This is a genomic window from Rhizobium zaerense, assembly GCF_051810725.1.
Lineage (GTDB): Bacteria > Pseudomonadota > Alphaproteobacteria > Rhizobiales > Rhizobiaceae > Rhizobium > Rhizobium leguminosarum_I.
In genome coordinates, this window is record NZ_CM132690.1 from 229,088 (window position 1) to 252,942 (window position 23,855).

The 23,855-nt window shown below is 61.4% G+C and carries 24 protein-coding genes and 1 pseudogene; 11 read left to right on the top strand and 14 right to left on the bottom strand.

The genetic code is table 11. From position 1 onward, the window contains the following. Positions 1 to 112 precede the first annotated feature (112 nt). Positions 113 to 358 carry a hypothetical protein gene (locus tag ACS4RR_RS01180; RefSeq protein ID WP_222248472.1) on the top strand — a complete coding sequence of 82 codons (246 nt, stop codon included), beginning with the start codon at positions 113 to 115 and terminating at the stop codon, positions 356 to 358. 100 nt (positions 359 to 458) lie between these two features. Here the strand turns inward: ACS4RR_RS01180 and ACS4RR_RS01185 are convergent, their stop codons facing one another. Beyond that, positions 459 to 2,306, bottom strand: a complete 1,848-nt coding sequence (locus ACS4RR_RS01185) for a hypothetical protein (RefSeq protein ID WP_260297561.1) — start codon at positions 2,304 to 2,306, stop codon at positions 459 to 461. A gap of 160 nt (positions 2,307 to 2,466) precedes the next feature. Here ACS4RR_RS01185 and ACS4RR_RS01190 point away from each other — a divergent pair, with 160 nt between their 5' ends. Together ACS4RR_RS01190 and ACS4RR_RS01195 are read left to right on the top strand one after the other, a co-directional pair. Next, positions 2,467 to 3,474: a glycosyltransferase gene (locus ACS4RR_RS01190; protein WP_260109859.1), complete on the top strand. Its 1,008-nt coding sequence runs from the start codon at positions 2,467 to 2,469 to the stop codon at positions 3,472 to 3,474. Next, on the top strand, positions 3,471 to 3,848 hold the full coding sequence (locus ACS4RR_RS01195; protein ID WP_170257332.1) for a GtrA family protein: 378 nt from the start codon (positions 3,471 to 3,473) through the stop codon (positions 3,846 to 3,848). Before ACS4RR_RS01190 ends, ACS4RR_RS01195 begins: the two co-directional genes overlap by 4 nt. 103 nt (positions 3,849 to 3,951) lie before the next feature. On the opposite strand, the gene ACS4RR_RS01200 is transcribed toward ACS4RR_RS01195, so the two are convergent. Then, positions 3,952 to 4,938 (bottom strand): Gfo/Idh/MocA family protein, encoded by a 987-nt coding sequence (locus ACS4RR_RS01200; RefSeq protein ID WP_170260315.1) that lies wholly within the window; start codon positions 4,936 to 4,938, stop codon positions 3,952 to 3,954. Between the two features lie 178 nt (positions 4,939 to 5,116). Between ACS4RR_RS01200 and ACS4RR_RS01205 the strand changes: the two genes are divergently transcribed. Then, positions 5,117 to 6,064 carry an aldo/keto reductase gene (locus tag ACS4RR_RS01205; protein ID WP_456189603.1) on the top strand — a complete coding sequence of 316 codons (948 nt, stop codon included), beginning with the start codon at positions 5,117 to 5,119 and terminating at the stop codon, positions 6,062 to 6,064. Positions 6,065 to 6,078: 14 nt separating this feature from the next. Further along, positions 6,079 to 6,528: a GNAT family N-acetyltransferase gene (locus ACS4RR_RS01210; RefSeq protein ID WP_170280213.1), complete on the top strand. Its 450-nt coding sequence runs from the start codon at positions 6,079 to 6,081 to the stop codon at positions 6,526 to 6,528. Between the two features lie 21 nt (positions 6,529 to 6,549). Here ACS4RR_RS01210 and ACS4RR_RS01215 read toward each other — a convergent pair. Next, positions 6,550 to 7,242 (bottom strand): annotated as a pseudogene (locus ACS4RR_RS01215) (hypothetical protein). A 113-nt stretch (positions 7,243 to 7,355) separates the two neighbouring features. On the opposite strand from ACS4RR_RS01215, the gene ACS4RR_RS01220 reads away from it, so the two are divergent. Then, entirely contained in the window at positions 7,356 to 7,853 is a 498-nt protein-coding gene (locus ACS4RR_RS01220; RefSeq protein ID WP_017966593.1) for a YciE/YciF ferroxidase family protein, read from the top strand. 148 nt (positions 7,854 to 8,001) lie between these two features. Here the strand turns inward: ACS4RR_RS01220 and ACS4RR_RS01225 are convergent, their stop codons facing one another. Continuing rightward, positions 8,002 to 8,910, bottom strand: a complete 909-nt coding sequence (locus tag ACS4RR_RS01225; RefSeq protein WP_456189604.1) for a LysR family transcriptional regulator — start codon at positions 8,908 to 8,910, stop codon at positions 8,002 to 8,004. A 233-nt stretch (positions 8,911 to 9,143) separates the two neighbouring features. On the opposite strand from ACS4RR_RS01225, the gene ACS4RR_RS01230 reads away from it, so the two are divergent. Next, positions 9,144 to 10,139 (top strand): aldo/keto reductase, encoded by a 996-nt coding sequence (locus ACS4RR_RS01230; RefSeq protein ID WP_260297559.1) that lies wholly within the window; start codon positions 9,144 to 9,146, stop codon positions 10,137 to 10,139. 91 nt (positions 10,140 to 10,230) lie between these two features. Further along, positions 10,231 to 10,590: a nuclear transport factor 2 family protein gene (locus ACS4RR_RS01235; RefSeq protein ID WP_222385595.1), complete on the top strand. Its 360-nt coding sequence runs from the start codon at positions 10,231 to 10,233 to the stop codon at positions 10,588 to 10,590. Between the two features lie 54 nt (positions 10,591 to 10,644). Here ACS4RR_RS01235 and pheT read toward each other — a convergent pair whose 3' ends face one another. The 5 genes from pheT to infC all read right to left on the bottom strand — a co-directional run bounded on the left by pheT (position 10,645) and on the right by infC (position 15,812). Continuing rightward, the gene (gene pheT / locus ACS4RR_RS01240; protein WP_260297558.1) at positions 10,645 to 13,068 is read right to left on the bottom strand and encodes a phenylalanine--tRNA ligase subunit beta; all 2,424 of its coding nucleotides are present in this window, start codon (positions 13,066 to 13,068) and stop codon (positions 10,645 to 10,647) included. Positions 13,069 to 13,084: 16 nt separating this feature from the next. Then, positions 13,085 to 14,167 carry a phenylalanine--tRNA ligase subunit alpha gene (gene pheS, locus ACS4RR_RS01245; RefSeq protein WP_017966588.1) on the bottom strand — a complete coding sequence of 361 codons (1,083 nt, stop codon included), beginning with the start codon at positions 14,165 to 14,167 and terminating at the stop codon, positions 13,085 to 13,087. Positions 14,168 to 14,317: 150 nt separating this feature from the next. Further along, entirely contained in the window at positions 14,318 to 14,722 is a 405-nt protein-coding gene (rplT, locus tag ACS4RR_RS01250; protein WP_017966587.1) for a 50S ribosomal protein L20, read from the bottom strand. A 38-nt stretch (positions 14,723 to 14,760) separates the two neighbouring features. Continuing rightward, positions 14,761 to 14,964, bottom strand: a complete 204-nt coding sequence (rpmI, locus tag ACS4RR_RS01255; RefSeq protein ID WP_003570998.1) for a 50S ribosomal protein L35 — start codon at positions 14,962 to 14,964, stop codon at positions 14,761 to 14,763. Positions 14,965 to 15,275: 311 nt separating this feature from the next. After that, complete coding sequence (gene infC / locus ACS4RR_RS01260; protein WP_075225634.1) at positions 15,276 to 15,812, bottom strand: translation initiation factor IF-3; 537 nt, start codon at positions 15,810 to 15,812, stop codon at positions 15,276 to 15,278. Positions 15,813 to 15,990: 178 nt separating this feature from the next. On the opposite strand from infC, the gene ACS4RR_RS01265 reads away from it, so the two are divergent. Beyond that, positions 15,991 to 16,845, top strand: a complete 855-nt coding sequence (locus ACS4RR_RS01265) for an alpha/beta hydrolase (RefSeq protein ID WP_260297557.1) — start codon at positions 15,991 to 15,993, stop codon at positions 16,843 to 16,845. Between the two features lie 165 nt (positions 16,846 to 17,010). Continuing rightward, positions 17,011 to 17,610 carry a transglutaminase-like cysteine peptidase gene (locus ACS4RR_RS01270; RefSeq protein WP_170260307.1) on the top strand — a complete coding sequence of 200 codons (600 nt, stop codon included), beginning with the start codon at positions 17,011 to 17,013 and terminating at the stop codon, positions 17,608 to 17,610. A 421-nt stretch (positions 17,611 to 18,031) separates the two neighbouring features. Here ACS4RR_RS01270 and mbfA read toward each other — a convergent pair whose 3' ends face one another. Continuing rightward, complete coding sequence (mbfA, locus tag ACS4RR_RS01275; RefSeq protein ID WP_222313406.1) at positions 18,032 to 19,015, bottom strand: iron exporter MbfA; 984 nt, start codon at positions 19,013 to 19,015, stop codon at positions 18,032 to 18,034. Positions 19,016 to 19,187: 172 nt separating this feature from the next. On the opposite strand from mbfA, the gene ACS4RR_RS01280 reads away from it, so the two are divergent. Next, the gene (locus tag ACS4RR_RS01280) at positions 19,188 to 19,667 is read left to right on the top strand and encodes a group III truncated hemoglobin (protein ID WP_222385598.1); all 480 of its coding nucleotides are present in this window, start codon (positions 19,188 to 19,190) and stop codon (positions 19,665 to 19,667) included. Between the two features lie 146 nt (positions 19,668 to 19,813). On the opposite strand, the gene ACS4RR_RS01285 is transcribed toward ACS4RR_RS01280, so the two are convergent. From ACS4RR_RS01285 to ACS4RR_RS01300, 4 genes are all read right to left on the bottom strand, one after another. Beyond that, complete coding sequence (locus ACS4RR_RS01285; protein ID WP_260109848.1) at positions 19,814 to 20,725, bottom strand: EamA family transporter; 912 nt, start codon at positions 20,723 to 20,725, stop codon at positions 19,814 to 19,816. A 305-nt stretch (positions 20,726 to 21,030) separates the two neighbouring features. Then, positions 21,031 to 21,969 carry an IS110 family RNA-guided transposase gene (locus ACS4RR_RS01290; RefSeq protein ID WP_456189605.1) on the bottom strand — a complete coding sequence of 313 codons (939 nt, stop codon included), beginning with the start codon at positions 21,967 to 21,969 and terminating at the stop codon, positions 21,031 to 21,033. Between the two features lie 237 nt (positions 21,970 to 22,206). Next, positions 22,207 to 22,755, bottom strand: coding sequence for a recombination regulator RecX (gene recX, locus ACS4RR_RS01295; protein ID WP_260297555.1), 549 nt, complete (start codon positions 22,753 to 22,755; stop codon positions 22,207 to 22,209). 9 nt (positions 22,756 to 22,764) lie between these two features. Beyond that, positions 22,765 to 23,790: a histone deacetylase family protein gene (locus ACS4RR_RS01300; RefSeq protein ID WP_456189606.1), complete on the bottom strand. Its 1,026-nt coding sequence runs from the start codon at positions 23,788 to 23,790 to the stop codon at positions 22,765 to 22,767. Between the last annotated feature and the right edge of the window lie 65 nt (positions 23,791 to 23,855).

Below are 23,855 nucleotides of genomic sequence, written 5' to 3' on the forward strand. Positions count from 1 at the left end.
AAGGGATTGCTAACCACCGCAATATAAAGGCTTTTCGGCGAGGACCGCCGGTAAATCTTTGTTAGTTGGCGCTTCTTATGCTTCCCCTCGTTATCTCTGGGAAGGTGCTGAAATGATTTTTCTCACAGCAGCAGCATTGGGCGTCAGCGCCGGGCAGATGCGTTCGGCAGGCGTGATCGCGTTGGTCGCGGCGCTGATCGGAATGACATTCGCGCTAGCGGCGATAACCTCGCCCGGCCCGGTGTCCATTCTGGCATTCGTCTACGCCGTGCTCGGCTATAATGGCGGCCTTATGCTTTTCGTGATCGGGCTCTATGCCAATCAGCGCCTTCGTCGCGCCACGCGCGTTTCGCACTGACAAGCGCGTCGCGATCTTTCAGATACGCTTCCCGCGATTGCTTTGTTTTTACGCATGTCGTTGTCGCGACATGCTTTATCCCATCTGAAGATTGCCGGCGTCAATTCGTCGCCGGCCGATAGCGAAAGAACTGCACGCCCACGTCCGCCGCCTTCGGAAGCGGTTCCAGATAGGGCGGGATATTGCCCTTGCCGAGCTCAGCATAGAGCCCGTCCGGCTTCAGCTTGGCGATCTCGCGCGTCTGCAGGTCGCCGGGGCAGAAGGCAAGCGCCGTCACGCCAGTCCCCTTCAGGAAGGCTTCCGCCTCCTGCGGCTCCGCCATGCCGATATGCAGCTCCGTCAGCATGCCGCCCTGATTGCGATGATAGGGCGCAGAGAGAACACGGTTGCTGGTGAAGCGCAGGATCGGCACCCCCATTTCCGAGGGCGCGGAGACCAGTCCGGTCGGAAGCCCGGCGAGCGGCGTCAGCGCCGCTTGGGACGTGCAGGAAATTTCCTTTGCCGGCTTCACCGCCTTCTTCTGGGCAGCATTCTCCATCTGCAGCGAGATAAACCCGCCACCGACAGCCCAGGCGGCTGGAGCACTGGCGAGCACGGTGACGATATAGACGAAGGCGGCGGCGACATTCTCGCTGTCGCCGTTGGAAATGCGGCGCACATCTATAATCAACAGGGCAAGCGGCAGGATCGAGATCAGGTTCGAGAAGGTCGAACCGCGCACCTGGACCAGCGCGATTGCCCAGCTCGTCATCAGCAGGAAAAGCAGGATCAGGTGGATCTGCACACGGTCACGCTGAACGACGCGGAAGATGCAGACGGCGATGCCGAACAAGCCGGCCGCATAAAAACCACCGATCGAGAAGGGATCGGTGCGCCCGAGAACGAAAACCGACTGCGCTTCCGAAACATTCCTCAGCCAGAGCTCGACCAGCATCGGATCGAGACCGGCCAGCGGATCGCTCAGGCATTGCGGTGCGATCACCACCGCCGAACCGAGAACGCCGGCGCCGACGACGGCCAGCGCGGCAAAGCGCAAGGGCCGGCGCAGGCGGCTCGCGAAAACCGCCGAAAACAACAGCAGTCCGCCGCCGATCGCCGCCAGGCTGTAATAGCCAAGCGAGAGATTGTCGCAGGTGACCATCGAATAAAGCCGGGGCGGCACCGTTGCGAAGAAGAGGATGCTGATCGCAATGGCCAGCGCCAGCCCGAAGGCCTTCGCGGCGGCAGCGAAATCTTCGCCCTCCCATGCCCAGAGCAGGGCGATGGTCAGGCAGACGGCGGCAACGAAAGGTGTCGTCTCGGCGCCGATGGCGATGGCGATGGCTGCCGCGATGCCGGCAACCGCATAGCTCCAGGCGCGACGCTCGGGATCCAGCAGCATCGCGATCATCGTCGCGACCAACGCCAGCTGCGCGTTGTGATGATCGATGGCGCCCGGCGCGAAACGGTTTCCGGTGTAGATCGCAAGACCGGTCAAGCCGAGACTGATGTGCATGGCGGCAACGCCGCCGATGCGCCGACCGGCAACCGCCATGGCGAGCATGGCGGGCAGGATGAGCGATACCGGCCAGACGCCGAGCGCCAGCGCCTCTGCCGTCTCATGCGGTACAAACAGGCTGAAGAACCAGATTAGCGAGGCAATCGGCAGATCGATCAGCCGTGACCAGTGCATCAGCGTGCCGCCGTCGAGGCCGAGACGGTATTGCATCAGGTCGAACCAGCCCTGCCCGGTCAGAAAATCGCGAACTTCGACGAGACGCATTCCGTCGTCATTGTCGGGGCCGACGTAATCGGTGGCACCGGAAAGCTTGGTGATGAGGATGGCGGCGGCAAGGATGACGCTATAGGCGATGACAACAGGCCAGAGACGCGTCAGCAGGTCGCGTAGCCCGACCCGAGAGGCGTCGATTGCGGATGATGCTTGGGAGATCGGCTGCACAGCGTTCATCGTGGTTAGCGGTTCGTTTCCGGATGGCGAAGCTTAGCCGCCGCCGATCAAGAAAGTGTAAAGCCGTTTGTGGCAGCCGCTGATTTTGCCTGCGTCATAGGGTCTTATTAACGGCGCATGATTTAGGCTGAGCGCGGCTTTCAGTGTAACGAGTAGAGTCATGGCCCGATCGCGCACCGACAATTGGAATATTGCCGTTCTGCTTCCCTGCTATAATGAAGCGGCGACGATCGGCGCTGTCGTTCAGGGTTTTCGGGCGACGCTGCCCGATGCTGCGATCCATGTCTACGACAATAATTCCACCGACGGCACCGCGCTGCAGGCAATGCTTGCCGGCGCGCATGTCGTGCGCGAGCGGCGTCAGGGCAAGGGCCATGTCGTGCGCCGGATGTTCGCCGATATCGACGCCGACATCTACATCATCGCCGACGGCGACGGCACCTACGCGCCTGGTGATGCCGAGGAACTGGTGCGCACGCTGCTGACCGAGCGCGCCGACATGGTGGTTGGCACCAGGCGCGGCGTGCACGCCGATGCCGGCCGTCAGGGCCATGCGCTCGGCAACCGGCTTTTCAACCTGCTTTACCGGATGATCTTCGGCCCCGATTTCACCGATATCTTTTCCGGCTACCGCGCGTTTTCGCGCCGCTTCGTCAAGAGCTTCCCGGCGGTATCGGGCGGATTCGAGATCGAAACCGAGATGTCTGTGCATGCCTCGCGGCTGAAGCTGCCGGTCAGCGAGCTGGAGCTCGACTACGGCCGCCGGCCGGAAGGCTCGCATTCCAAGCTTTCGACATTCCGCGACGGCGCCAAGATCCTCTGGATGTTCGCGATGCTGATGAAGGAAACCCGGCCCTTCGCCTTCTTCAGCGCGATCAGCGCCACCTTCATGCTGGCGAGCCTCGGTTTCATGGCGCCGGTGCTGGCGGAATATTTCGAAACGGGACTCGTCAGCCGCATGCCGACCTGGGTGCTGTCGACGGCGCTGATGATGATCTCCTTCATGCTGTTCACCGCCGGCGTCATCCTGGATTCCGTCGCACGCGCCCGCGCCGAACAACTCCGTATCCATTATATGGGCCTGGAAAGGCCGAGCGCGTTGAAGGCACCGCTCAGCGACGCAGGCCCGGTATCGCGCGCGCCTCCCGGCAAGGCGGATGCGGCATGAGAAAGCTCATCCGCTTCGCCATTGCCGGCGGCATCGGCTTCCTCGTCGATGCCGGCATCCTGTCGGCGCTCCTCCATCTGACACCGCTCGGGCCGTTTCTGGCGCGGCTCTTCGCAATCGCCTTCGCCATGGCGGCAACCTGGGCTTTCAACCGGAGCTTCACCTTCGATCGCACCGGCCGTTCGCTGGCCGCCGAAGGCTTCCGCTATGGCTCGGTCGGGGTGACGGCAGCGCTCGTCAATTACGGCCTCTATTCCGCGCTTCTGCTGTCGCTGCCGGCGCTTCAGCCGCTGGCGGCCATGGTGATCGCCAGCGTCGCCTCGATGATCTTCAGCTTCTTCGGCTATTCGCGCTTCGTCTTCCGCGCCGAGTGAGTAGAGCGCCGCGCGTCCAATAGGACGCGCTAAGGACGCTCTAACCCTCTGAAGTGGCGCATAATCCTTTCCGAAAATCGATTCCGATTTTCGGGTTTATGCGCTAGACTGCTTCCCAGCCGTCCTTCTCGCTGGCCCGGTAGATCGCATCGATCACCTTCTGGTTCAGCTTCGAATTTTCGAGCGTGACGATCTCTTCCTTGCCGTTCTTCACCGCTCTGGCAAAAGCCTCGACCTGCCGCTTGTACTGGCGGCTGTCCTGGAAGCGGAAGATGCGCGATTGAGTGTGGCTGCGGTCGGCAAGCTCGATCTCCTCAGGTCCCCAGCGATTGGCGTTGAACGGCGACTTGACCTCGATGTAACCTTCGGTGCCGTGAAAAACCATGACCTGGCGGTTGGCCATCTGCGTCGAGATATAGAAGCTCAGCTCGAAATCGCCGAAATCGGCCTTGACGCTCGAATAGATATCCGTGCCGAAATCCGCGTCGCGCTCGGTGATCGCCTGGATCCAGAGCGGCTCCTTGCCGGTGGAAAAACGCGTACCCATGACGGGATAGACGCCGATATCGGGAAGGCCGCCGCCGCCGAGCTCGGGGACGTTGCGCATGTTGGCGGGGTCGCGGTTGAAATAGGTGAAGGCGCCCTGCACATGCCGGAGCGAACCGATGGCGCCCTCGTCGATCAACGAGCGCACTTTCTGCCAGACCGGGGAATAGGTGATCATATAGGCTTCGCTGACCACCACCCGGTTGCGGTCGCGGGCGGCGATCACGTCGTCGATATCGTCTGCCTTCAGCGCCAACGGCTTCTCGCAGAGCACGTGCTTGCCGGCATCCGCCGCCTTGATCGACCATTCGATATGCTGCGAGGTCGGCAGCGGGATGTAGACGGCGTCGATGAGGTCGGAGGCTAGCATCTCCTCATAGGAGCCGAAGGCATGCGGTACCGAGAAGCGGTCGGCCATCTCCCTTGCGCGGTTGAGATCGCGGCTGGCAATCGCCGTGACGACACAATTTTCCGCATCCTGGATCGCCGGAACGACATTGTCGCGACCGATCTTCGCCGTTGAAATGATACCGAAACGCAACATGATCCAAGCCTCCCGAACTGATTTCCGCGAACCATATTCAGGCCCTAGCTGCGGCGCAATGGCGGGACATGAAATCACGGAAGTTTGCCTTCCCGGATGCGCGGATCGCACTAAGTTGGTCAGGGCGGCGTTCTGCCGTATCCGCGATTTCAATTTATTCACACTTCTGGAGAGCGTCATGGAAATGCGCCGGCTTGGAAAAACAGGTCTATCGGTCGCGCCGATCGTCATCGGCGGCAATGTCTTCGGCTGGACGGCCGACGAAAAAACATCCTTCGCCATTCTCGACGCCTTCTTCGACGCGGGCCTGAACACGATCGATACGGCCGATGTCTATTCCTCCTGGGTCCCGGGCAACAAGGGCGGCGATTCTGAAGAGATCATCGGGCGCTGGCTAAGCCAGGCAAAGATCTCCCGCGACAAGGCCGTTATCGTCACCAAAGTCGGCTCCGACATGGGACAGGGAAAGACGCTGAAGGAGACCTATATCCTGAAGGCGGTCGAGGATCTGTTGCGCCGGCTGCAGACGGATTATATCGACCTCTATCTCTCGCACTGGCCGGATGAAGATACGCCGCATGAGGAAACGCTCGGGGCCTTTGCCAAGCTGAAGCAGCAGGGCAAGATCCGCGCCATCGGCTGCTCGAACTATGATGCGAAACTGCTTCAGGCATCCTTCGACGCTGCCGAGAGGGCCGGCCTGCCGCGTTACGATGTGCTGCAGCCGGAATATAATCTCTACGAGCGCTCGAGCTTCGAGGGGCCGCTTGCCGATCTCTGCGTCGAAGAAGACATCGGCGTCATCACCTATTTCAGCCTTGCCGCCGGCTTCCTCACCGGCAAATACCGCAGCAAGGCCGATACGGAAGGCCGCGCACGCGAGGGCCGGGTTTCGAAATATCTCGATGATAAAGGCCTGCGCATTCTGGCCGCCCTCGACAAGGTTTCGGCCGAGACCGGTGCAGCGCCCGCAGAAATTTCGCTCGCCTGGCTGCTGCGCAAGAAGGGCGTCACGGCGCCGATTGCCAGTGCAACCAGCCTTTCGCAGCTTGAAAGCCTGACGAAATCGGCGACACTTGCGCTTTCCGATGACGCGATGGCGCTGCTCGACGAAGCCGGCGCCTGAAAGAAAGAGATGCCATGACCGTGACGATACGCGATGCCCGCCCCGAAGATGAAGCCCGCTGGCGCGAGCTTTGGGCCGCCTACCTCGCCTTTTACGAAGTTACGGTCGATGCCGATATCAGCGATTCCACGTGGCGCCGGGTCTTCGATCCGGCGTCGGCGATTGCGATGCGCGTCGCCGAGGTCGATGGCCGGATCATGGGTTTTGCGCTCTATCTCACGCATGAGGGCACGTGGATCCGTGGCAGGGACTGCTATCTCGAAGACCTGTTCGTCGATGCCAATGCGCGCGGCAAGGGCGTCGGGCGGGCACTGATGGACGATCTCGTTTCGACCTGCAAAGCCCAGGGCTGGTCGCGGCTCTACTGGCATACCAGCGAGCAGAACAGAACCGCGCGTGCGCTGTACGACAGCTATGTCGAGAGCGACGGCCATATCCGCTATCGCATCAGGTTCACTGCATAATTTCTTAAATCGGAAATCGATTTAAAGTGTTACAGCGTCCTTTGCGCGTCTGAGAAGACGCGCGGCGCTGTAAGAGATGGAAAACCAGCATACCACTCGGAATGATCGCCTGCCCAATTGGCCATGCCGGGTTTGGTCAGGATGCCGCGCGGGCTGACATAACTCTGGATCACCCGCTTCGGCCGTTCGTGCCACTGGATATTGAAGGCCCAGAGCTTGGGAAAAAAGCAGAGCGAGGCATAAGGCAGGTGGTCGTGAATCCACCAGGCGAGCCGCTGCCAGTCGCTTTCATCGTGGTAGTGGTCGACCATCCACGGCACGGCAATGCAGACGGCAGCACCCATGCAGCCGTCAAAGTCCCTCATATCCCAGATGTGATGCGCTGATGTGGACGCATTGGTCGAACAGTTCAGATTGTTCTCGTTGCCGAACCTGTTGACTGCGGGCGAACGATAGCCGGATCGGATATGCAGGCGTCCGAACGTTGCCTCCAGCGGCTCCAGCAATTCCTCGCAGAGCCTCTTGCCCGCCTCGATCGCCAGATCGGGATCTTCGGGGATATTGGGAATGCGGTAGAAATCGGCGATTTCGGAATGCAGGAAATCGCGGAGGAAGAAGTTTTGCGACAGCCGCACACGGCCAAGATCCTCCAGACCCTTCATCGAATTCGGCTTTCGCATGACTTTACCCTCCCACATCGACGGCAGGAATCATCGCCCGGCACCGATTTCCAGTCCACCCGAAATCGATCGGGAACAATTAACGCGATCTTCTCTTCTTAATGTGTCGCCGCGTTCGCGGTTTTCCCCAGAACAAGGATCGAGAAAATGGCCAAGGAAAAGACGCTGGAAGATCTCTTCTATGACACGCTGAAGGACATCTACTTTGCCGAACGGCAGATATTGCGCGCCCTGCCGAAGATGGCGCGGGCCGCCCAATCCTCCGAACTGAAGAAGGGCTTCGAAAAACACCGTGAGGAAACCGAAGGCCAGGTCGAGCGCCTGCAGCAGGTTTTCGAACTGATCGATAAACGCGCCCAGGGCAAGACCTGCGAGGCGATCCAGGGCATCATCGCCGAGGGCGAGGACATCATGGAGGAATTCAAGGGCACGGCGGCCCTCGATGCCGGCCTGATTTCGGCTGCCCAGGCCGTCGAGCATTACGAAATCGCCCGTTACGGCACGCTGAAGACCTGGGCCGCGACGCTCGGTCTCAAGGAGGTCGTCGGCCTGCTCGACCAGACGCTGCAACAGGAAACGGCCACCGACAAGACCCTCTCCCAGCTCGCCACCACGGCGGCAAACCAGAAGGCAAAGGCTGCCTGATGGAAACGGCGCCCTAATAAGAACGGGCGGCCCGGCTCCAGCGCATCGGCCCGAAAAGTCGGAATCGATTTTCGGAAAGCACGATGCGCAGATTTAAAGTGCTACAGCGTCCTTTGCGCGTCTGAAAGGACGCGCGGCGCTGTAATCCTTACCGGCCGCCCGTATCCTGCCCGCTGTATCTGAAAAAATCGATGAAGGCGCGCAGCGCCGGGCGCATCTGCCGCCGGGTGGGATAATAAAGAAACGGCCCGGCATAGGGCGGGCACCAATCCTCCAGCACCCGCACAAGCTTGCCGCTCGCCAGTTCGGCATTGACCCGCATGTCGAAGAGATAGGCAAGGCCAGCACCGTTCAGCGCCGCAAGCAGGGCAAGTCGATCCTCGCTGACAACAAGCGGCCCGTCGACCGAAACGACGAGTTCCTGCCCGTCCTTTTCGAATTCCCAGCGATAGATCGAGCCGTTGGTGAAGCGCCGCTTGATGCAGCGATGACGGACGAGATCGCGCGGATGCTCCGGCTTCGGATGGTGCTCGAAATATTCGGGCGAAGCGGCGATTACCGTCGTCAGATCGGGCGAGACCCTGACCGCGATCATATCAGCCTCCAGGCTCTCCTCCAGCCGGATGCCGGCATCGAAACCTTCCTTGACGATATCCGTGAAACCGTCCTCATTGGCGATCTCCAGGGTGATATCGGGATAGAGGTTGAGAAAGTCGCCGAGCCGCGGAGCGAGCAGCAGATCGGAGGCGAAGCGCGGCGCGGTGATACGCAGATTTCCAGCCGGTTTGGCGCGCGTATCTCGGACGGCCTCCAAGGCAATGTCGATCTCATCGAGCGCGGGACGAAGTCTTTCAAGCAGCAGCCGGCCCTCTTCCGTAGGCGCGACGCTGCGGGTGGTGCGCGCCAGAAGCCGCACCCCCAGGCTTTCCTCGATGCTCGATATCGCATGGCTGATCGCCGAGGGCGCGACGAGGAGTTCCTTCGCCGCGGCCCGGAAGCTGCGATGCTCCGAGACGGCGGCGAGAACGGCGAGTTGCGAGAGCTGTGTTCTGTTCATTGATCGAAATGATAGAACAACCTGTTAGAAACTGCATGTATTTTCTGATTGATGCGGCAGCGATATGGTCTGCCCGTACCGCAACCAGTCAGAACAGAATGATTTCAGGCCGGGCGGCCTAAAATCTGAATCCTGTTCTGAATTAATAGTTAGAGCATGATGTCGTCCGAAAACCACTCACACTTTTCGGCATCATGCTCTGGCGGCTCAAAATCAGCTCAAAGGAGCACATCATGAAAAACCGGAAACTCGGAAACGATCTGACCGTCTCGGCCGTCGGACTTGGCTGCATGGGCATGAGCTTTGCCTATGGCGCCAGCGACGATGCGGAATCGATCAAGACACTGCATCGCGCCATCGATCTCGGTGTGACCTTCTTCGACACCGCCGAAGTCTATGGTCCCTTTACCAACGAGGTTCTTCTCGGCAAAGCGCTGAAGCCGTTCCGCGACCGCGTGGTGATCGCCACCAAATTCGGCTTCAAGATCGATGCCAGCAAGCCGGGTACTGCCGCCATCACCGGCGTCGACAGCCGCCCCGAGCATGTGCGGGCGGTGGCCGAAGCCTCGATGAAACGCCTCGGCATCGAGACCATCGACCTCTTCTACCAGCACCGGGTCGATCCCAACGTGCCGATCGAAGAGACGGTCGGCGTCATGGCAGAGCTGGTGAAGGAAGGGAAAGTCCGCGCCCTCGGGCTTTCGGAAGCCGGCAGCGCCACTATTCGTCGCGCGCATGCGGTCCATCCGATCGCAGCCCTGCAGAGTGAATATTCGCTCTGGACGCGCGACCCCGAAGAAGAGGTTCTTGCCACCTGCCGCGAACTCGGCATCGGCTTCGTGCCTTACAGCCCGCTCGGGCGCGGCTTCCTGACCGGAGCGATCCGCAAGGCGGAGGATCTCGACGCGGACGATTTCCGCCGGCAGGTGCCACGTTTCCAGGCGGAAAATTTCGACGCCAATGCCGCCCTCGTCGCAATGCTCGAGCGGCTGGCAGCCGAGAAGGGCGTGACGGCAGCACAGCTGGCGCTCGCCTGGGTGTTGAACCAGGGCGACGACATCGTGCCGATACCGGGCGCCCGCAAGCTTCATCATCTCGAACAGAACGCCGCTGCCGCCGATATCGTGCTGAGCCCCGCGGAACTCGCGAGGCTTGAAGAGGTCATCCCGGCCGGGCAGGTGGCCGGGAAACGTTACTCGGATGCCTCGCTTGCGATGACCAACATCTGAACCTGAAAAAGCCCGGTCGGCGCAACCGGCCGGGCTTGCCTTCGGGGCTGGCGAAACTATTTAACGCCATCTCGAAGAACGGGATGAAAATATGTCGGACAGGCAGGCAGTCGAACAGACGGTTCATCTCTATGTCGAAGGCATGGCCTTCGCCAATGAGGCAGCCTTGAAAAAGGCCTTTCATCCAAAAAGCTCGATCATCGGCCATTACGAAAATGCGGTCGAATGGCTGACGCGGGACGAATTCATCGCCGCGATCCTGCAGGAGGAGCCGGCGCCGCCCGGCACGCAGCCCTACATGGACATCCAGAGCGTCGATGTCGAAGGCGATGCGGCAAGCGTCAAGGTCACCGACGATTTCGCCGGCATGCGCTTTACCGACTATCTCTCGCTGCTGAAGATCGACGGCCGCTGGACCATCGTCAGCAAACTCTACCATCTGCATCGGTGAAAAGACCGGCCGCTATTTGCGACCGGTCCATTATATGGCGACGCTGAATGGAGCTCAGCTTCTGAGGACACCGCCGGTGAATTTCATGACGCTGGCGACGATCTTCTGCGTCAGCGCCTCGAAATCCTCGTCCGTCAGCGTGCGCTCGACCGGCTGGATCTGCACCTCGATTGCCACCGACTTCTTGCCGTCGCCAACCGATGCGCCCTCGAAGATGTCGAAGACGTTGACGCCGGTCACCAGCTTGCGGTCGGCGCCGGTGGCGGCCTTGACGATGGCGCCTGCTTCCACCGTTTTGTCGACGACGAAGGCAAAGTCGCGCCGCACCACCTGGAAGGGCGACAGTTCGAGCGCCGGCTTGGTGCGCGTCGCCTTGCGCTTGGCCTCCGGCATGGCGTCGACATAGACCTCGAAGCCGCAGAGAGCGCCGGAGACATCGAGCGCTTCCAGCGTCAGCGGATGGAATTCGCCGAAATAACCGAGCACGACCTTCGGCCCCATCTTGATCGTGCCGGAGCGGCCGGGATGATACCATTCCGGCCCGCCCTGCTCGATCTGGATATTGCCCATCGGCAGGCCGCAGGCTTCGATGACGGCGAGCGCGTCGGCCTTCGCGTCGAAGACGTCGACCGGCTTGCCGCCGCCCTTGGCGGGGTTCGACCAGGCGCGACCGGCGCCGGCAAGCGAGGCCGTGCCGCGGCGAATGCCGCCGGCCACGCGGCGCTGACCCTCAGGTCTGTCATTCTCATAGGTGCCGGAGACCTCGAAGAGGGCGACATCGCCGTAACCCTTGTCGGCATTGCGCTGGGCTGCGGTCAGCAGGCCCGGCAGAAGCGAGGGACGCATATCCGACATTTCGGCGGCGATCGGGTTGGCAAGCTTGAGGGTGGGCGAACCGCCGCCGAACAGCTTTGCCTGGTCTTCCGGAATGAAGGACCAGGTGACGGCTTCGAGCATGCCGCGCGCGGCCAGCGCCCGCTTGGCGAGGCGGGTGCGGATCTGCAGCGTCGTCAGGATCTTGCCATTGACGGCCGCATGGCTTTCGAGCGGCGCCGGCTTAATATTGTCGACGCCGTGGATGCGCATGACCTCTTCGACGAGATCGGCCTTGCCGTCGACATCGGGACGCCAGGAGGGAACGGCGACGGAGACGCGCTCGCCGGAACCGGAGACCTTGAAGCCAAGACGCGTCAGAATCGTGTCGCTCTCCTCATTCGAGACGTCGAGGCCCGTCAGGCGCTTGACCTCCGAATAGGGGAAATCGACGATCTTCGGTTCGTAACCCTTGTAGCCGACGACCTCGGCCTTGGCGGCCTTGCCGCCGCAAAGTTCCAGCACCAGTTCCGTCGTGCGTTCGAGACCGGGGACCATATAGTTCGGATCGACGCCGCGTTCGAAGCGGTAGCGAGCGTCAGTGATGATGCCGAGGCTGCGGCCTGATTTGGCGATGTTCATCGGGTCCCAGAGGGCAGATTCGATCAGCACGTCGACGGTGTTTTCGTCGCAGCCGGAATGTTCGCCGCCCATGATGCCGCCGATCGATTCGATACCGTTTTCATCTGATATGACGACGTTGTTCGGCGACAGTTTGTATTCGCGCTGGTCGAGCGCCAGCACCGTCTCGCCTTCGGCGGCGCGGCGGACGGTCAGGTTGCCATTGATCTTGGCGGCATCGAAGACATGGATCGGCCGTCCCTGATCGAAGGTCATGTAATTGGTGACATCGACAAGCGCATTGATGGGGCGCAGGCCGATGGCGATCAGCCGCTGCTGAATCCAGCGCGGGCTCGGGCCGTTCCGGACGCCGCGTACGAGGCGCAGCGCAAAGCCCGGGCAGAGCTTCGGATCGTCGAGATCGAGCGTCAGCTTCACCGGCGTCTCGCCTTCGACGGCGAAGGACGGGGCGGGCCGCGTCTTCAGCGTGCCGAGACCGGAGGCGGCGAGATCGCGGGCGATGCCGTGGATCGAGGTGCAGTCCGGCCGGTTAGGCGTCAGGTTGATCTCGATAACCGGATCATCGAGATGAGCGTAGGCGGCATAGCTCGTGCCGACAGGCGCGTCGTCCGGCAGGTCGATAATGCCGTCGTGACTGTCGGAGATCTGCAGCTCCTTTTCGGAGCACATCATGCCATGGCTTTCGACGCCGCGGATATTGCCGACGGCAAGCGTCACATCGATACCGGGAACATAGGTTCCGGGCGCTGCGAAGGCGCCGACGAGACCGGCGCGCGCATTCGGGGCACCGCAGACGACCTGGACCGGCGCGCCAGAACCGGTATCGACCATCAGCACCTTCAGCCGATCGGCCTGCGGGTGTTTTTCGGCCGAGACGACCCTGGCGATAACGAAGGGCTTGAAGGCCGCCTTGTCGTCGACATCCTCGACCTCCAGCCCGATCTCGGTGAGGCGCGTGCAGATTTCATCGAGGCCGGCATCCGTTTCCAGATGCTCTTTCAGCCAGGAGAGCGTGAATTTCATCGTCCCAATTCTCCGTTCAAGCGCTGAGGCCGCCGAACAGCGTCGGCATGTCGAGCGGGCGGAAGCCGTAATGCGTCATCCAGCGGACGTCGGCGTTGAAGAAGTCGCGCAGGTCGGGCATGCCGTATTTCAGCATGGCGATGCGGTCGAGGCCCATGCCCCAGGCAAAACCCTGATATTCGTCCGGATCGAGCCCGCCGTAGCGCAGCACGTTCGGGTGGACCATGCCGCAGCCGAGGATCTCCATCCAATCGGTGCCTTCGCCGAACTTGACGATCGGGCCGGAGCGATCGCACTGGATATCGACCTCGAAAGAGGGCTCGGTGAAGGGGAAGAAGGACGGGCGGAAACGCATCGTCACGCTATCGACCTCGAAGAAGGTCTTGCAGAATTCTTCCAGCACCCAGCGGAGGTTGGCGACATTGGCCTTCTTGTCGACCACCAGGCCTTCGACCTGATGGAACATCGGCGAATGCGTGGCGTCCGAGTCCTGGCGGTAGGTCTTGCCGGGAATGATGATGCGGATCGGCGGCGTCTGCGCCTCCATGGTGCGCACCTGCACCGGCGAGGTATGGGTGCGCAGGACCTTGCGCTCGCCATTTTCATCCGGGTTGAAGAAGAAAGTGTCGTGCATCTCGCGGGCCGGATGGCCTTCGGGGAAATTCAGCGCGGTGAAATTGTAATAATCGGTCTCGATGTCGGGACCTTCGGCGATCGAGAAGCCCATGTCGGCGAAGATCGCGGTGATCTCATCGACGATCTGGCTGATCGGATGGATACGGCCGCGCTCGGCCGGCGAAGAGCGCACCGGCAGGCTGACATCGACCGTTTCGGCCTTCAACCGAGCATCGATCGCCGCTTGCCGCAGCGTCGCCTTGCGGGCGGTGAGCGCCTCGGTCACCGCGTTCTTCAGAACGTTTATCGCAGCACCCTTGCTCTGGCGCTCCTCCGTCGTCATGGCGCCGAGCGTCTTCAACAGTTCGGAGACGGAGCCCTTCTTGCCAAGGGCGGAAACACGCACGGCTTCCAGCGCCGTTTCGTCATCGGCAGCGGCGATTTCTGCGAGCAGCGATGTGTTGAGCTGGTCGATATCTGACATTGTCACTTCTTTCCGTCCAGTATCAGGCGGGCGATCGGGAGGCAGGCGGCGCCGGCCGGCGCCAGGAATATAAAGAAAGAAAAACCCGCGCTAGCCCAAACCAGCGCGGGTTTCCCAAAATCATAAATTCAAAAGCTTGGGAAGCGCTAGTTACTTGATCGCGCCTTCAAACTCGTTCGCCGTGCCGGCTTCCTTGAGGTATTCAAGAGCCTTCTTGGCAGCGCTGACCAGCGCGCCGAATGCTTCCGGCTCGTGGATCGCCATGTCGGAGAGAACCTTGCGGTCGACTTCGATGCCAGCCTTGTTCAGGCCGTCGATGAAGCGGCCGTAGGTCAGGCCGAATTCACGCACGGCGGCGTTGATGCGCTGGATCCAAAGCGCACGGAAGTTGCGCTTGTTGACCTTGCGGTCGCGGTAGGCGTACTGCTTCGAACGATCGACAGCAGCCTTGGCGGTACGGATGGTGTTCTTGCGGCGGCCGTAAAAGCCCTTTGCTGCCTTCAGAACCTTCTTGTGCTTGGCATGAGAGGTGACGCCTCTTTTTACACGTGCCATATCATGATCTCCTTAAATCTAGCGTTCGCGGACGAGTCTCAGAGACCGTTCGGCAGGTAATTCTTGATAACCTTGCGGCCATCCGGTTCTGCGAGAACCATGGTGCCACGTGCATCGCGAATGAACTTGTTGGTACGCTTGATCATGCCATGGCGCTTGCCAGCAGCGGCAGCCTTGACCTTGCCGGTTGCGGTGATCTTGAACCGCTTCTTGGCAGAGGACTTCGTCTTCATCTTGGGCATTTTGCTACTCCTTGTGTCCTCCCTGCGCGCTTTATCAAAAAAGCCCTTCTCGCGAAGTCCGGTTCTCCGGCCGTCGCAACAAGGTGCGGGAGCGTTTGTTGTTGATCTACGGCATCGGCGACGAACCGTTCCGCAAGCATTCGAAACTGCCACGGCATGCCCTGCCGGTCAGTTCGGACGCGCGCTTATAACCGCAGCGTCATGAAAGTGCAACGGGGCGGCGGAGGAATCTTCGCTGCTCCCAAAATACAGTGGCAGAAAGCACAAAAGCCGCCCTTACGGACGGCCTTGGGCGAAAAACTGCCTGGCGCTTACTTCGGCGCCAGCACCATCATCATCTGGCGGCCTTCGAGCTTCGGTTCGGCTTCGACCTTGGCGAACTCGATCGTATCGGCCTTGACCTGCTGCAGAAGCTTCATGCCGAGTTCCTGGTGGGCCATTTCACGGCCGCGGAACTTCAGCGTCACCTTGACCTTGTCGCCTTCGTCGAAGAAGCGACCCATCGCCTTCATCTTCACCTCGTAATCATGGGTGTCGATGTTCGGGCGCATCTTGATTTCTTTGACTTCGACGATCTTCTGCTTCTTGCGCGCCTCGGCAGCCTTCTTCTGGTTGGCATATTTCAGCTTGCCCAGATCGAGGATCTTGCACACAGGCGGTTCGACATTGGGGGAAATTTCGACGAGATCGAGTCCGGCTTCTTCCGCCATTCTCAAGGCCTGGTCGGTAGGCACGACGCCCATATTCTCTCCGTCAGCCCCGATCAGCTGAACTTTGGGAATGCGGATTTCACGGTTCGAGCGCGGTCCGTCCTTCACGGGCGCGTCGGTTTTAAAAGGTCTGCGAATGGTCGTATTCTCCTCGCGTTGTTTCGGAACGTTGCAGCATCGCGCTCCCAATCAGGGGTGCACAAACGTGTCGCGTCATCGCTGCAACGGAGTCAATATCATCCTTTAGCGGAAAAATCACCCGCTGTCAGCCTGCCAAGAATCTGTTTTATAGACCAAAACAACAGGAGTTTCGCCGATGTCCGATCAGATGTCCAATGCCCAGCCGCAGTTCCTGACGGTCGGCGAGGGCGAGGCAGCGCGTGACATCGCCATGCTCGTCCGCCCGGCGCAGGCGGGCAACGGCGCACCGGCGCTCGTCTGGCTGTCCGGCTACCGCTCCGACATGAGCGGCACCAAGGCGGTGGAACTCGACGGGCTGGCGGCGGAGCTTGGGCTCGCCTGCATCCGTCTCGACTATTCCGGCCACGGACTTTCCGGAGGCAGCTTCGGCGACGGCACGATCTCGCGCTGGCTGGAGGAAGCGCTTGCCGTCATCCGTCATGTCGCGCCCGACCGGGTGATCCTCGTCGGTTCGTCGATGGGCGGCTGGATCGCGCTCAGGCTGGCGCAGGAACTTGCGCGACAGGGCGGCGGAACGCTCGAAGGCCCAAAGCTCGCAGGGCCAAAGCTCGCAGGGATGGTGCTGATCGCGCCGGCACCCGATTTCACCTCGGAGCTGATCGAGCCGAACCTGAAGGCCAAGGAGCGCAAGTCGCTTGCGGAGCGCGGCTATTTCGAAGAGCGCTCGCAATATAGCCCGGAACCCAACATCTATACGCGGGCGCTGATCGAGGACGGCCGAAGGAACCGGGTGCTCGACGGCATCATCGAAACGGGCTGCCCGGTGCATATCCTCCAAGGCATGAAAGATCCCGACGTGCCGCATGCGCATGCGATGAAACTGGTCGAACATCTTCCCGCCGACGACGTGGTGCTGACCTTCGTCCGCGACGGCGATCACCGCCTTTCCCGCCCCGGCGATATCGCGCTTCTTTTGAGTGCCGTCAAAGACATCATCCGTTCATCAACAAATAGGCAGATGCCCGCTTGAACGGCAGAGGCGGATAAATTCGCCTGATGCAAGCTCCCCAAGCCGTTGCATTTTAACCATACCGGCGAGTCGCAAGGTCCTCCCAAGAAGTAACGATTGACTCTTTCCGGCCCTCTCCATTAACACTTTGTTAATAAATAAGGGCGATGCAAGGAAAGAGCGGGCGTGCGGATCAAGGGTATCTTTGTGGCCATGATGGCCATGTTTGCGATGGCGACGGCCGCCATACCAGCCCCCAGCAGAAATGCTTCCATGGTGACAGGCAATGCCACCTCACAGCCGATCGGGCACTACGATTTCTGTCAGATCCACCGCAGCGAATGCGGCGCAAACCGCAACGCAGGCCCGGTTGCCATGAACCCGGAGAAGTGGTCGCTGGTGCGTTCGGTCAACGCCACGGTCAACCGCACGATCACGCCGATGACCGACAAGGAAATCTACGGCAAGGATGAGGTCTGGGCCTATCCGACCACTGCCGGCGACTGCGAAGATTTCGCGCTGCTGAAGCGCCGCATGCTGATCCAGCGCGGCTTTTCGGCTGCCGATCTGCTGATGACGGTCGTGCGCAAGCCGGATGGCGAAGGCCATGCCGTGCTGACGCTGCGCACCGCCGAGGGCGATTTTGTGCTCGACAACCTCGCCTCCGACGTCAAGCCGTGGTTTGGTACGCCCTATTCCTTCGTCAAGCGCCAGTCGAGCTACAATGCCGGCCGCTGGGTCACCATCGAAAACGACCGCGACGTCCTGGTCGGCGCGCTGCGGTAAGGGTCGCAATAGAAAATGTGGAAAGGCCGGCGGTTTGCCGGCCTTTTTTTGTTTTGTGGGTGGTTCTTTATAAAGGGGGCTGCCTTTCGCTTGCGCTCCTCCCCCCCCTCATCTGCCCTACGGGCATCTTCTCCCCGCTGGGGAGAAGGGGGAGCAAGACGCGCCATCGCTTCTACAAAAGATGCTTCAAGAAGGGCGAGACGTCGCCATACATCCCTTCTCCCCAGCGGGGAGAAGATGCCGGCAGGCAGATGAGGGGGTGAGCGACGATAGGAGCGAATGCACGGAGCGCAAGCGATGGGCAAGAGCCGGCTTGATGCCGAGTGTGACGCACCGTCTCCGGCCCTTCGCTTGAGCTCAGGGCGTTCGTCGCTGCAATCGATTCACCGGATCGATTGCTCGGGCTTCGCCCGACCGCTCCTCACCCATTCCCGATCAGGATACCGGCGCCGAGTACCAGGCTGCCGCCGAGCACCACCTGGAAGGCGGCGCGCAGGAAGGGGGTTTCCATGTAGCGGTTCTGGATGAAGGCGATGGCCCAGAGTTCGAAGAAGACGACGATGGCGGCGGTGATGGTCGCCGTCCAGAAATGCGGGATCAGATAGGGCAGTGCATGGCCGAGGCCGCCGAGCGCGGTCATGATGCCGCAGGCAAGGCCGCGTTTGACCGGCGAGCCTCTGCCGGAGATCTTGCCGTCGTCATGGGCGGCCTCGGTGAAGCCCATCGAAATGCCGGCGCCGACGGAGGCTGAAAGGCCGACGAGGAAGGTCTGCCAAGTATCCTGCGTGGCGAAGGCGGCGGCGAAGATGGGCGCCAGCGTCGAGACCGAGCCGTCCATCAGCCCGGCAAGGCCCGGCTGCACATAGGTCAGCACGAATTGCCGGCGCACCGTCTCGTCCTCGTCATGCTTGACGTCTTGGGGCGTATGTTTGTCTCCGAGCATGCGGGCGATATCTTCATGCCCTTGTTCAGCAAGCGCGAGATCACCGAGAAGCTGGCGCGTCGAGGCGTCCGAGGTCCGCTTTGCCGCCTCGACATAGAAACGATAGGCCTGCTCCTCCATCGCCTCGGTTTCCCTGCGCATCGCATCCAGCGAAAGGTTTGCCCTGAGCCAGTCCGGCTTGCGTTCGTAGAATCCCTCCACATGCTCGCGCCGGATCAACGGAATGCGCTCACCGAAACGCTGGCGATGCATCTCGATCAACGATTTGCGATGGGTATCCTCGACCTCGGCCATGTCCTCGAAGACCTTGGCCGAGGCCGGAAATTCGTGGCGAAGCCTGTCGGCATAAGCGAGATAGATGCGGGCATCGTCTTCCTCGGAAGCGATCCCAAGGGCGAGAATCTCCTGCTCGGACAGCGACTCGAAAGATCGTTTCGGGGATCTGAAAAACCGCGCCAGCATGACTCTCTCCAATTTTTAGAATAATTCTAAACCTAAAGAAGGAGGTGGTGACGGTCAAGGGCATGGAGCAGGCCAGCTGACAGATTGCCGCAAGCGGCACGGACGACTTTGGCTCATCGCCATAAACACCTATATGAGAGGGCGCCGCATCACGCGGCACCGGGGTTTTGAAATGGACAATGACATTCAGGGCCGCCCTGCTCATGTCGCGGCGATCCGCGAAAGGGCGGAGGCCGAAATGCGGGACATGGGCGTCGACGAGGCTTTCATCGACAGGCTGGTCGAGACCTTTTACGGGCGCGTGCTAACGCATCCCGATCTCGGCCCGGTGTTCGACGCCAGGCTATCCGGCCGCTGGCCGGCGCATATGGAAAAGATGAAGAGCTTCTGGTCGGCCGTCGCCTTCCGCAGCGGCGCCTATGGCGGCAAACCGGTGCAAGCGCATACCGGCGTTGCGAACCTCACACCCGATCTCTTTCCGAAGTGGCTGTCGCTGTTTGCCGCAACGCTCGACGATATCGCCCCATCGCCGGAGGCCAAGGCCTGGTTTATGGCGACGGCCGAGCGGATCGCCAAGAGCCTGACGCTGTCGCTGTTCTACAATCCGGCACTTGACGATCCCACGCGCAAACCCGCCCGAACTATCGTGTAGAGACGATATTCCCGGAAAAACGCTGACACTTTTCTAGAACAGGATGATTTTAGGCCGGGTCGGCCTAAAATCTGAATCCTGTTCTACATTATATAGTTAGAGCATGATGTCGTCCGAAAACCGCTCACACTTTTCGGCATCATGCTCTAGGTCTTCGCCGCCGAGGCGGTGGCGCCGGCGCTGGCCGCCACGACGAGCGCCGTTCCCAGCATCTGCAGCGCGGTCATCGGCTGGGCGAGGATCAGAAAACCGGCAAGGGCGCCGATCGCCGGTTCGAGGCTCATCAGGATACCGAAGGAAGCCGCCGGCATGCGCCGCAGCGCCACCATCTCCAGCGCATAGGGCAGGAGCGGCACGAGGATGGCAAGGCCGAGAACCTCGGCCAGTCCCTTCAGCGTGAAGGCACCCGCCGTCTCCACCAGACCGAAGGGTGTCGCGACAAGACCTGCGACGATCAGCGACATGGAGAGACCTTCCAGCCCCTTGAAGGCAGCGCCGACCTTCTTCGTCAGCAGGATATAGACCGCCCATCCCACCGCCGAGCCGAGGGCTAAGAGGACACCTGAGGGATTGCCGACCCAACCTTCGCCGTCATGGGCAAGGAAGAGGATGCCGGCCGCAGCGATCAACGGCCAGACGAGCCGCCAGGTCAGGCCGTAGCCGAAGACGGCAACCGAGAGCGGCCCAAGGAAATCGATGGCGATCGCCAGTCCGAGCGGCAGCCGCTGGATCGCCGCGAAGAAGCAGAGCGTCATGGCGGCCGTCGTTGTGCCGAGCAGCAATATCGCCCGCCATTGGGCGCCGCTATAACGCAGCACCGAAGGCCTGACGACGACGGCAAGGATGATCGCCGCGAAAGCAAGCCGCAACCAGGTGGCGCCGGCAACGCCATAGGTCGCAATGGCTGACGAAGACAGTGCCGCGCCGAACTGGATCGAAGACATCGACATCAGGCACATCGCGACCCCGGCCGCCAAGCCGCCCGAAACCGTCGATACGCCCGGCTGCGCCATCAAAGCTGCGCCATCCGTCCCGGTCTCGATATTCTTGATGTCCATGTGGCCCCCGATCCTGGCGCGGTTCTAGGCCGAAGACGGGTGAGAGCCAAATTCAAACTTTTCATGCCGGGATCAAGAGCGCTGATGCTGATGCGCCGTAGATCGGCCGGCGGTGCGGGATCGATCCCGCGCCTTGGCCCAGGAGATCGCCGATTAGTGCCCCTCACCCTAACCCTCTCCCCGTAAACGGGGCGAGGGGACGTGCCCTGCGAGAGCGAAGTGGGACGGAGAGGTCGCGGCTATCCCCCTTCGCCCCGCGAGCGGGGAGAAGGTGGCGGCAGCCGGATGAGCGACTATCTGGGTTGTCAAGTTGCGCATTCGAATTCTCTTCGCGCATCCCGTGCTTTTGCATTGAGAATGACCAGCAGTTTTCGGGCGAGCGCAATGCGGATAACCATTTTTGGCTTGCCAGCGCTCTGCAACCTTTGCCTGAAGGCAGCCAAATGCGGATCGTACCTGGCCGCGGTGGCGGCGACCAGGAACAGGATGCCACGCGGTCCGGAGCGCACGCCGCGCACCGGCCGGGGTCCGCTGCGTTTGCCGCTATCGTTGGCAATCGGCGCCAGGCCGGCCAGTTTGACGATCGCCTTGTTGGAGATCTGGCCGATTTCGGGCAGTTCGGCCATCAGCCGGGCAACGGTACGGTCCGCCACCCCCTTGATCGAGCGAAAGGCTTGGTTGAGGCAGGCCCAGAGCGGATCGTCGTCGATCATCGAGGCAATCTCGCCCTCAACGGTGCGGCTCTGGCGCACCAGAAGCGCGATCACTTCGTCGAGGCTTGCCACACTCTGCTGATCGCGGGCAGCACTGCGGCGCTGCCTCTGGACGGTCAGATCGCTGGTGACCTGAGACAGCCGCGTCATCAGCGCCGACAGCCGCAGCTGCGCGGCTTTCGGCGGCGGCAGGGCAGACAGCCGCCTGGCCTCGGCATAATGGGCGATCATCGCCGCATCGATCCGGTCGGTCTTTTCCAGAAAGCCCATGGCCTCGGCAAAGCGGCGCACATGGCGCGGATTGGCAAGCGCGCAGGCGATCCCCAACTCCCACAACAGCAGGAAGGCCGAACGCTCGTAGCCGCCCGACGCCTCCATGACGACGAGCTCGACACCCTGCTCCCGGCAGAGCGCAGCCAGCGCGCCGATGCCGGCCGCATCGTTGCTGAAACGCTCAAAAACCCCGGACGGGCGGATAAACGCATCCAGCCAGTCCTTCGAAACATCCACTCCACATATAACTCTGTTCACGGTAACCTGCCTTGTGCGTGCGGTTGAAGCCAAGCGACTATTCGGTCGTACGTGACGATGACGAAGATCCCAGGCTCATCCACGGTTGTAACCGGAGGGGGAAACGGGCGACTTCGTCACGCCTCTGGCTGGGTGGCCACCCAGCCAGAGGCTCAATCGCTTCCATCGCACATAAAATCTAACATGCAGATACAAGGGGCCGGTATCGGCGATCTCCCCGGCCGCGGCGATGCAATATCAGCGACGGCCAGCAAGGATGACCTCTTCGGCGTCTTCGACGCTCATCTCGAAGACCCTCCTGCCGATGTCGAAGCTGAAGCCGTTGCGGGCAAAAGCCGAAAGCTCTTTGGCCTTTCGCTTTTCGTCGAGCTCGACCCGGCGGAAGGGGCCGAAGGCGCGTTTGCGGGCAAATATCGCTGCCGCATAGAGATCGTCAGCCTCTTCAAGTGCCGCCTCGACCTTGTCGCTGGAGACGCCCTTGGCAGCAAGCTTCTGGGCGATCGCGCGCTTCGATTTGCCGCCGCGCACGGCCGAGCGCGTGCTGATTTCCGCATAGGCGTGATCGTCGAGCACCTTGTTGTCATAGGCAAATTTGACGGCGAAATCGGCAACGGCCTTAAGTTGTGCCGCGCTGATATCTTCGAATGTCTCCTTCGCCTTGCGGGTGATGGCGTCAAACAGCTGCTTTTCCGTCATCATCCGCCGCTCGAGGCGATAGACGGTGGAATTGCGCGCCCAGCTCAGCATGCGGGCTGTCGGGAGGGATGGAACGGTTTCGTCGGTCATCGGCTGGGTTCAGGCTTCCAGACCCTTGAGAACATTGGCGACGTTAAGGCCGATCTCCGGCACGCCGTAACCGCCCTCCATGCAGGCGAGCACCGGCAGGCCGGCGGAAGCGATCATCGCGCCCATGCGGGTGAAATCGTCGGAGGTGAGGCTGAAGAAAGAGATCGGGTCGCGCTCGAAGGTGTCGACGCCGAGCGCCACGACGATCGCCTCGGCGCCGAACGTCTTGATGCGGGTGAGCGCATCAGCAAGGGCCGAAGACCAGACATCCCAAGGCGTGCCCGGCGGCATCGGATAGTTGCGATTGGCGCCGGCGCCCTCCCCCTCGCCTTCCTCGTTGGCATGGCCGAGGAAATAGGGAAAGGCGTGCATGGGATCGCCGTGCAGCGAGGCGGTGAAGACGTCGCCTCTGTGATAAAAGAGATCCTGCGTGCCGTTGCCATGGTGGAAATCGACATCCAGCACCGCGACTTTCCTGGCACCGCGATCGAGCAGCCGCTGCGCGGCGACGCCCGAATTGTTGATGAAGCAGTAGCCGCCGAAGAGATCGATGCCGGCATGGTGGCCGGGCGGGCGGCAGAGCGCGAAGGCGAAGCGATTGCCGGCATTCAGCCAGTCGACGCCTGATATAGCGCATCGCATCGAAGCGATCGCTGCCTCGTAGGACCCCTTGGTGATCGAGGTATCGGCGGCATTGGCGTAATGGCCGATCGCGCCAACGATATTGTCGGGCACGCGCTGACTAGTGCGGCGAACGGCGAAGGAATTGGCGATCGCCTCGCCGGTGAAACCGGCCGATACCCAGCGGTCCCAGACGGTGGCGAGAAAATCCAGATAGGCGGGATCATGCACCTTTCGGGCCGTTTCCAGCCCGTGCGCATCGGGCGCCACGACATCGGTAAAGCCCGCCTCCTTGACCGCCGCCAGGATCCATTCGGCGCGAAACGGCGCCTCGAAGGGCGTCACCAGCTGGCCGGCGTGCAGCTCCGTCCTGGCATCGCGCAGCCTGTGATCCTCGGAATAGATGACGCGCATTTCAGATCCTGCCCTTGATTGACAATGGAGATTTACACGGCTCGCCCCTGACAAAAAAGCGGCGC

Bases quoted from the DNA above. Each gene is read 5' to 3' on its own strand.
- ACS4RR_RS01190 (WP_260109859.1), top strand. From the start codon at position 2,467: ATGGCCCGATCGCGCACCGACAATTGGAATATTGCCGTTCTGCTTCCC.
- ACS4RR_RS01235 (WP_222385595.1), top strand. From the start codon at position 10,231: ATGTCGGACAGGCAGGCAGTCGAACAGACGGTTCATCTCTATGTCGAA.
- ACS4RR_RS01230 (WP_260297559.1), top strand. From the start codon at position 9,144: ATGAAAAACCGGAAACTCGGAAACGATCTGACCGTCTCGGCCGTCGGA.
- ACS4RR_RS01280 (WP_222385598.1), top strand. From the start codon at position 19,188: ATGGACAATGACATTCAGGGCCGCCCTGCTCATGTCGCGGCGATCCGC.
- rpmI (WP_003570998.1), bottom strand. From the start codon at position 14,964: ATGCCCAAGATGAAGACGAAGTCCTCTGCCAAGAAGCGGTTCAAGATC.
- recX (WP_260297555.1), bottom strand. From the start codon at position 22,755: ATGACCGACGAAACCGTTCCATCCCTCCCGACAGCCCGCATGCTGAGC.
- pheS (WP_017966588.1), bottom strand. From the start codon at position 14,167: ATGTCAGATATCGACCAGCTCAACACATCGCTGCTCGCAGAAATCGCC.
- ACS4RR_RS01225 (WP_456189604.1), bottom strand. From the start codon at position 8,910: ATGAACAGAACACAGCTCTCGCAACTCGCCGTTCTCGCCGCCGTCTCG.
- rplT (WP_017966587.1), bottom strand. From the start codon at position 14,722: ATGGCACGTGTAAAAAGAGGCGTCACCTCTCATGCCAAGCACAAGAAG.
- ACS4RR_RS01300 (WP_456189606.1), bottom strand. From the start codon at position 23,790: ATGCGCGTCATCTATTCCGAGGATCACAGGCTGCGCGATGCCAGGACG.
- mbfA (WP_222313406.1), bottom strand. From the start codon at position 19,015: ATGCTGGCGCGGTTTTTCAGATCCCCGAAACGATCTTTCGAGTCGCTG.
- ACS4RR_RS01180 (WP_222248472.1), top strand. From the start codon at position 113: ATGATTTTTCTCACAGCAGCAGCATTGGGCGTCAGCGCCGGGCAGATG.
- ACS4RR_RS01265 (WP_260297557.1), top strand. From the start codon at position 15,991: ATGTCCGATCAGATGTCCAATGCCCAGCCGCAGTTCCTGACGGTCGGC.
- ACS4RR_RS01185 (WP_260297561.1), bottom strand. From the start codon at position 2,306: ATGAACGCTGTGCAGCCGATCTCCCAAGCATCATCCGCAATCGACGCC.
- ACS4RR_RS01200 (WP_170260315.1), bottom strand. From the start codon at position 4,938: ATGTTGCGTTTCGGTATCATTTCAACGGCGAAGATCGGTCGCGACAAT.
- ACS4RR_RS01195 (WP_170257332.1), top strand. From the start codon at position 3,471: ATGAGAAAGCTCATCCGCTTCGCCATTGCCGGCGGCATCGGCTTCCTC.
- ACS4RR_RS01205 (WP_456189603.1), top strand. From the start codon at position 5,117: ATGGAAATGCGCCGGCTTGGAAAAACAGGTCTATCGGTCGCGCCGATC.
- ACS4RR_RS01220 (WP_017966593.1), top strand. From the start codon at position 7,356: ATGGCCAAGGAAAAGACGCTGGAAGATCTCTTCTATGACACGCTGAAG.
- pheT (WP_260297558.1), bottom strand. From the start codon at position 13,068: ATGAAATTCACGCTCTCCTGGCTGAAAGAGCATCTGGAAACGGATGCC.
- ACS4RR_RS01210 (WP_170280213.1), top strand. From the start codon at position 6,079: ATGACCGTGACGATACGCGATGCCCGCCCCGAAGATGAAGCCCGCTGG.
- ACS4RR_RS01285 (WP_260109848.1), bottom strand. From the start codon at position 20,725: ATGGACATCAAGAATATCGAGACCGGGACGGATGGCGCAGCTTTGATG.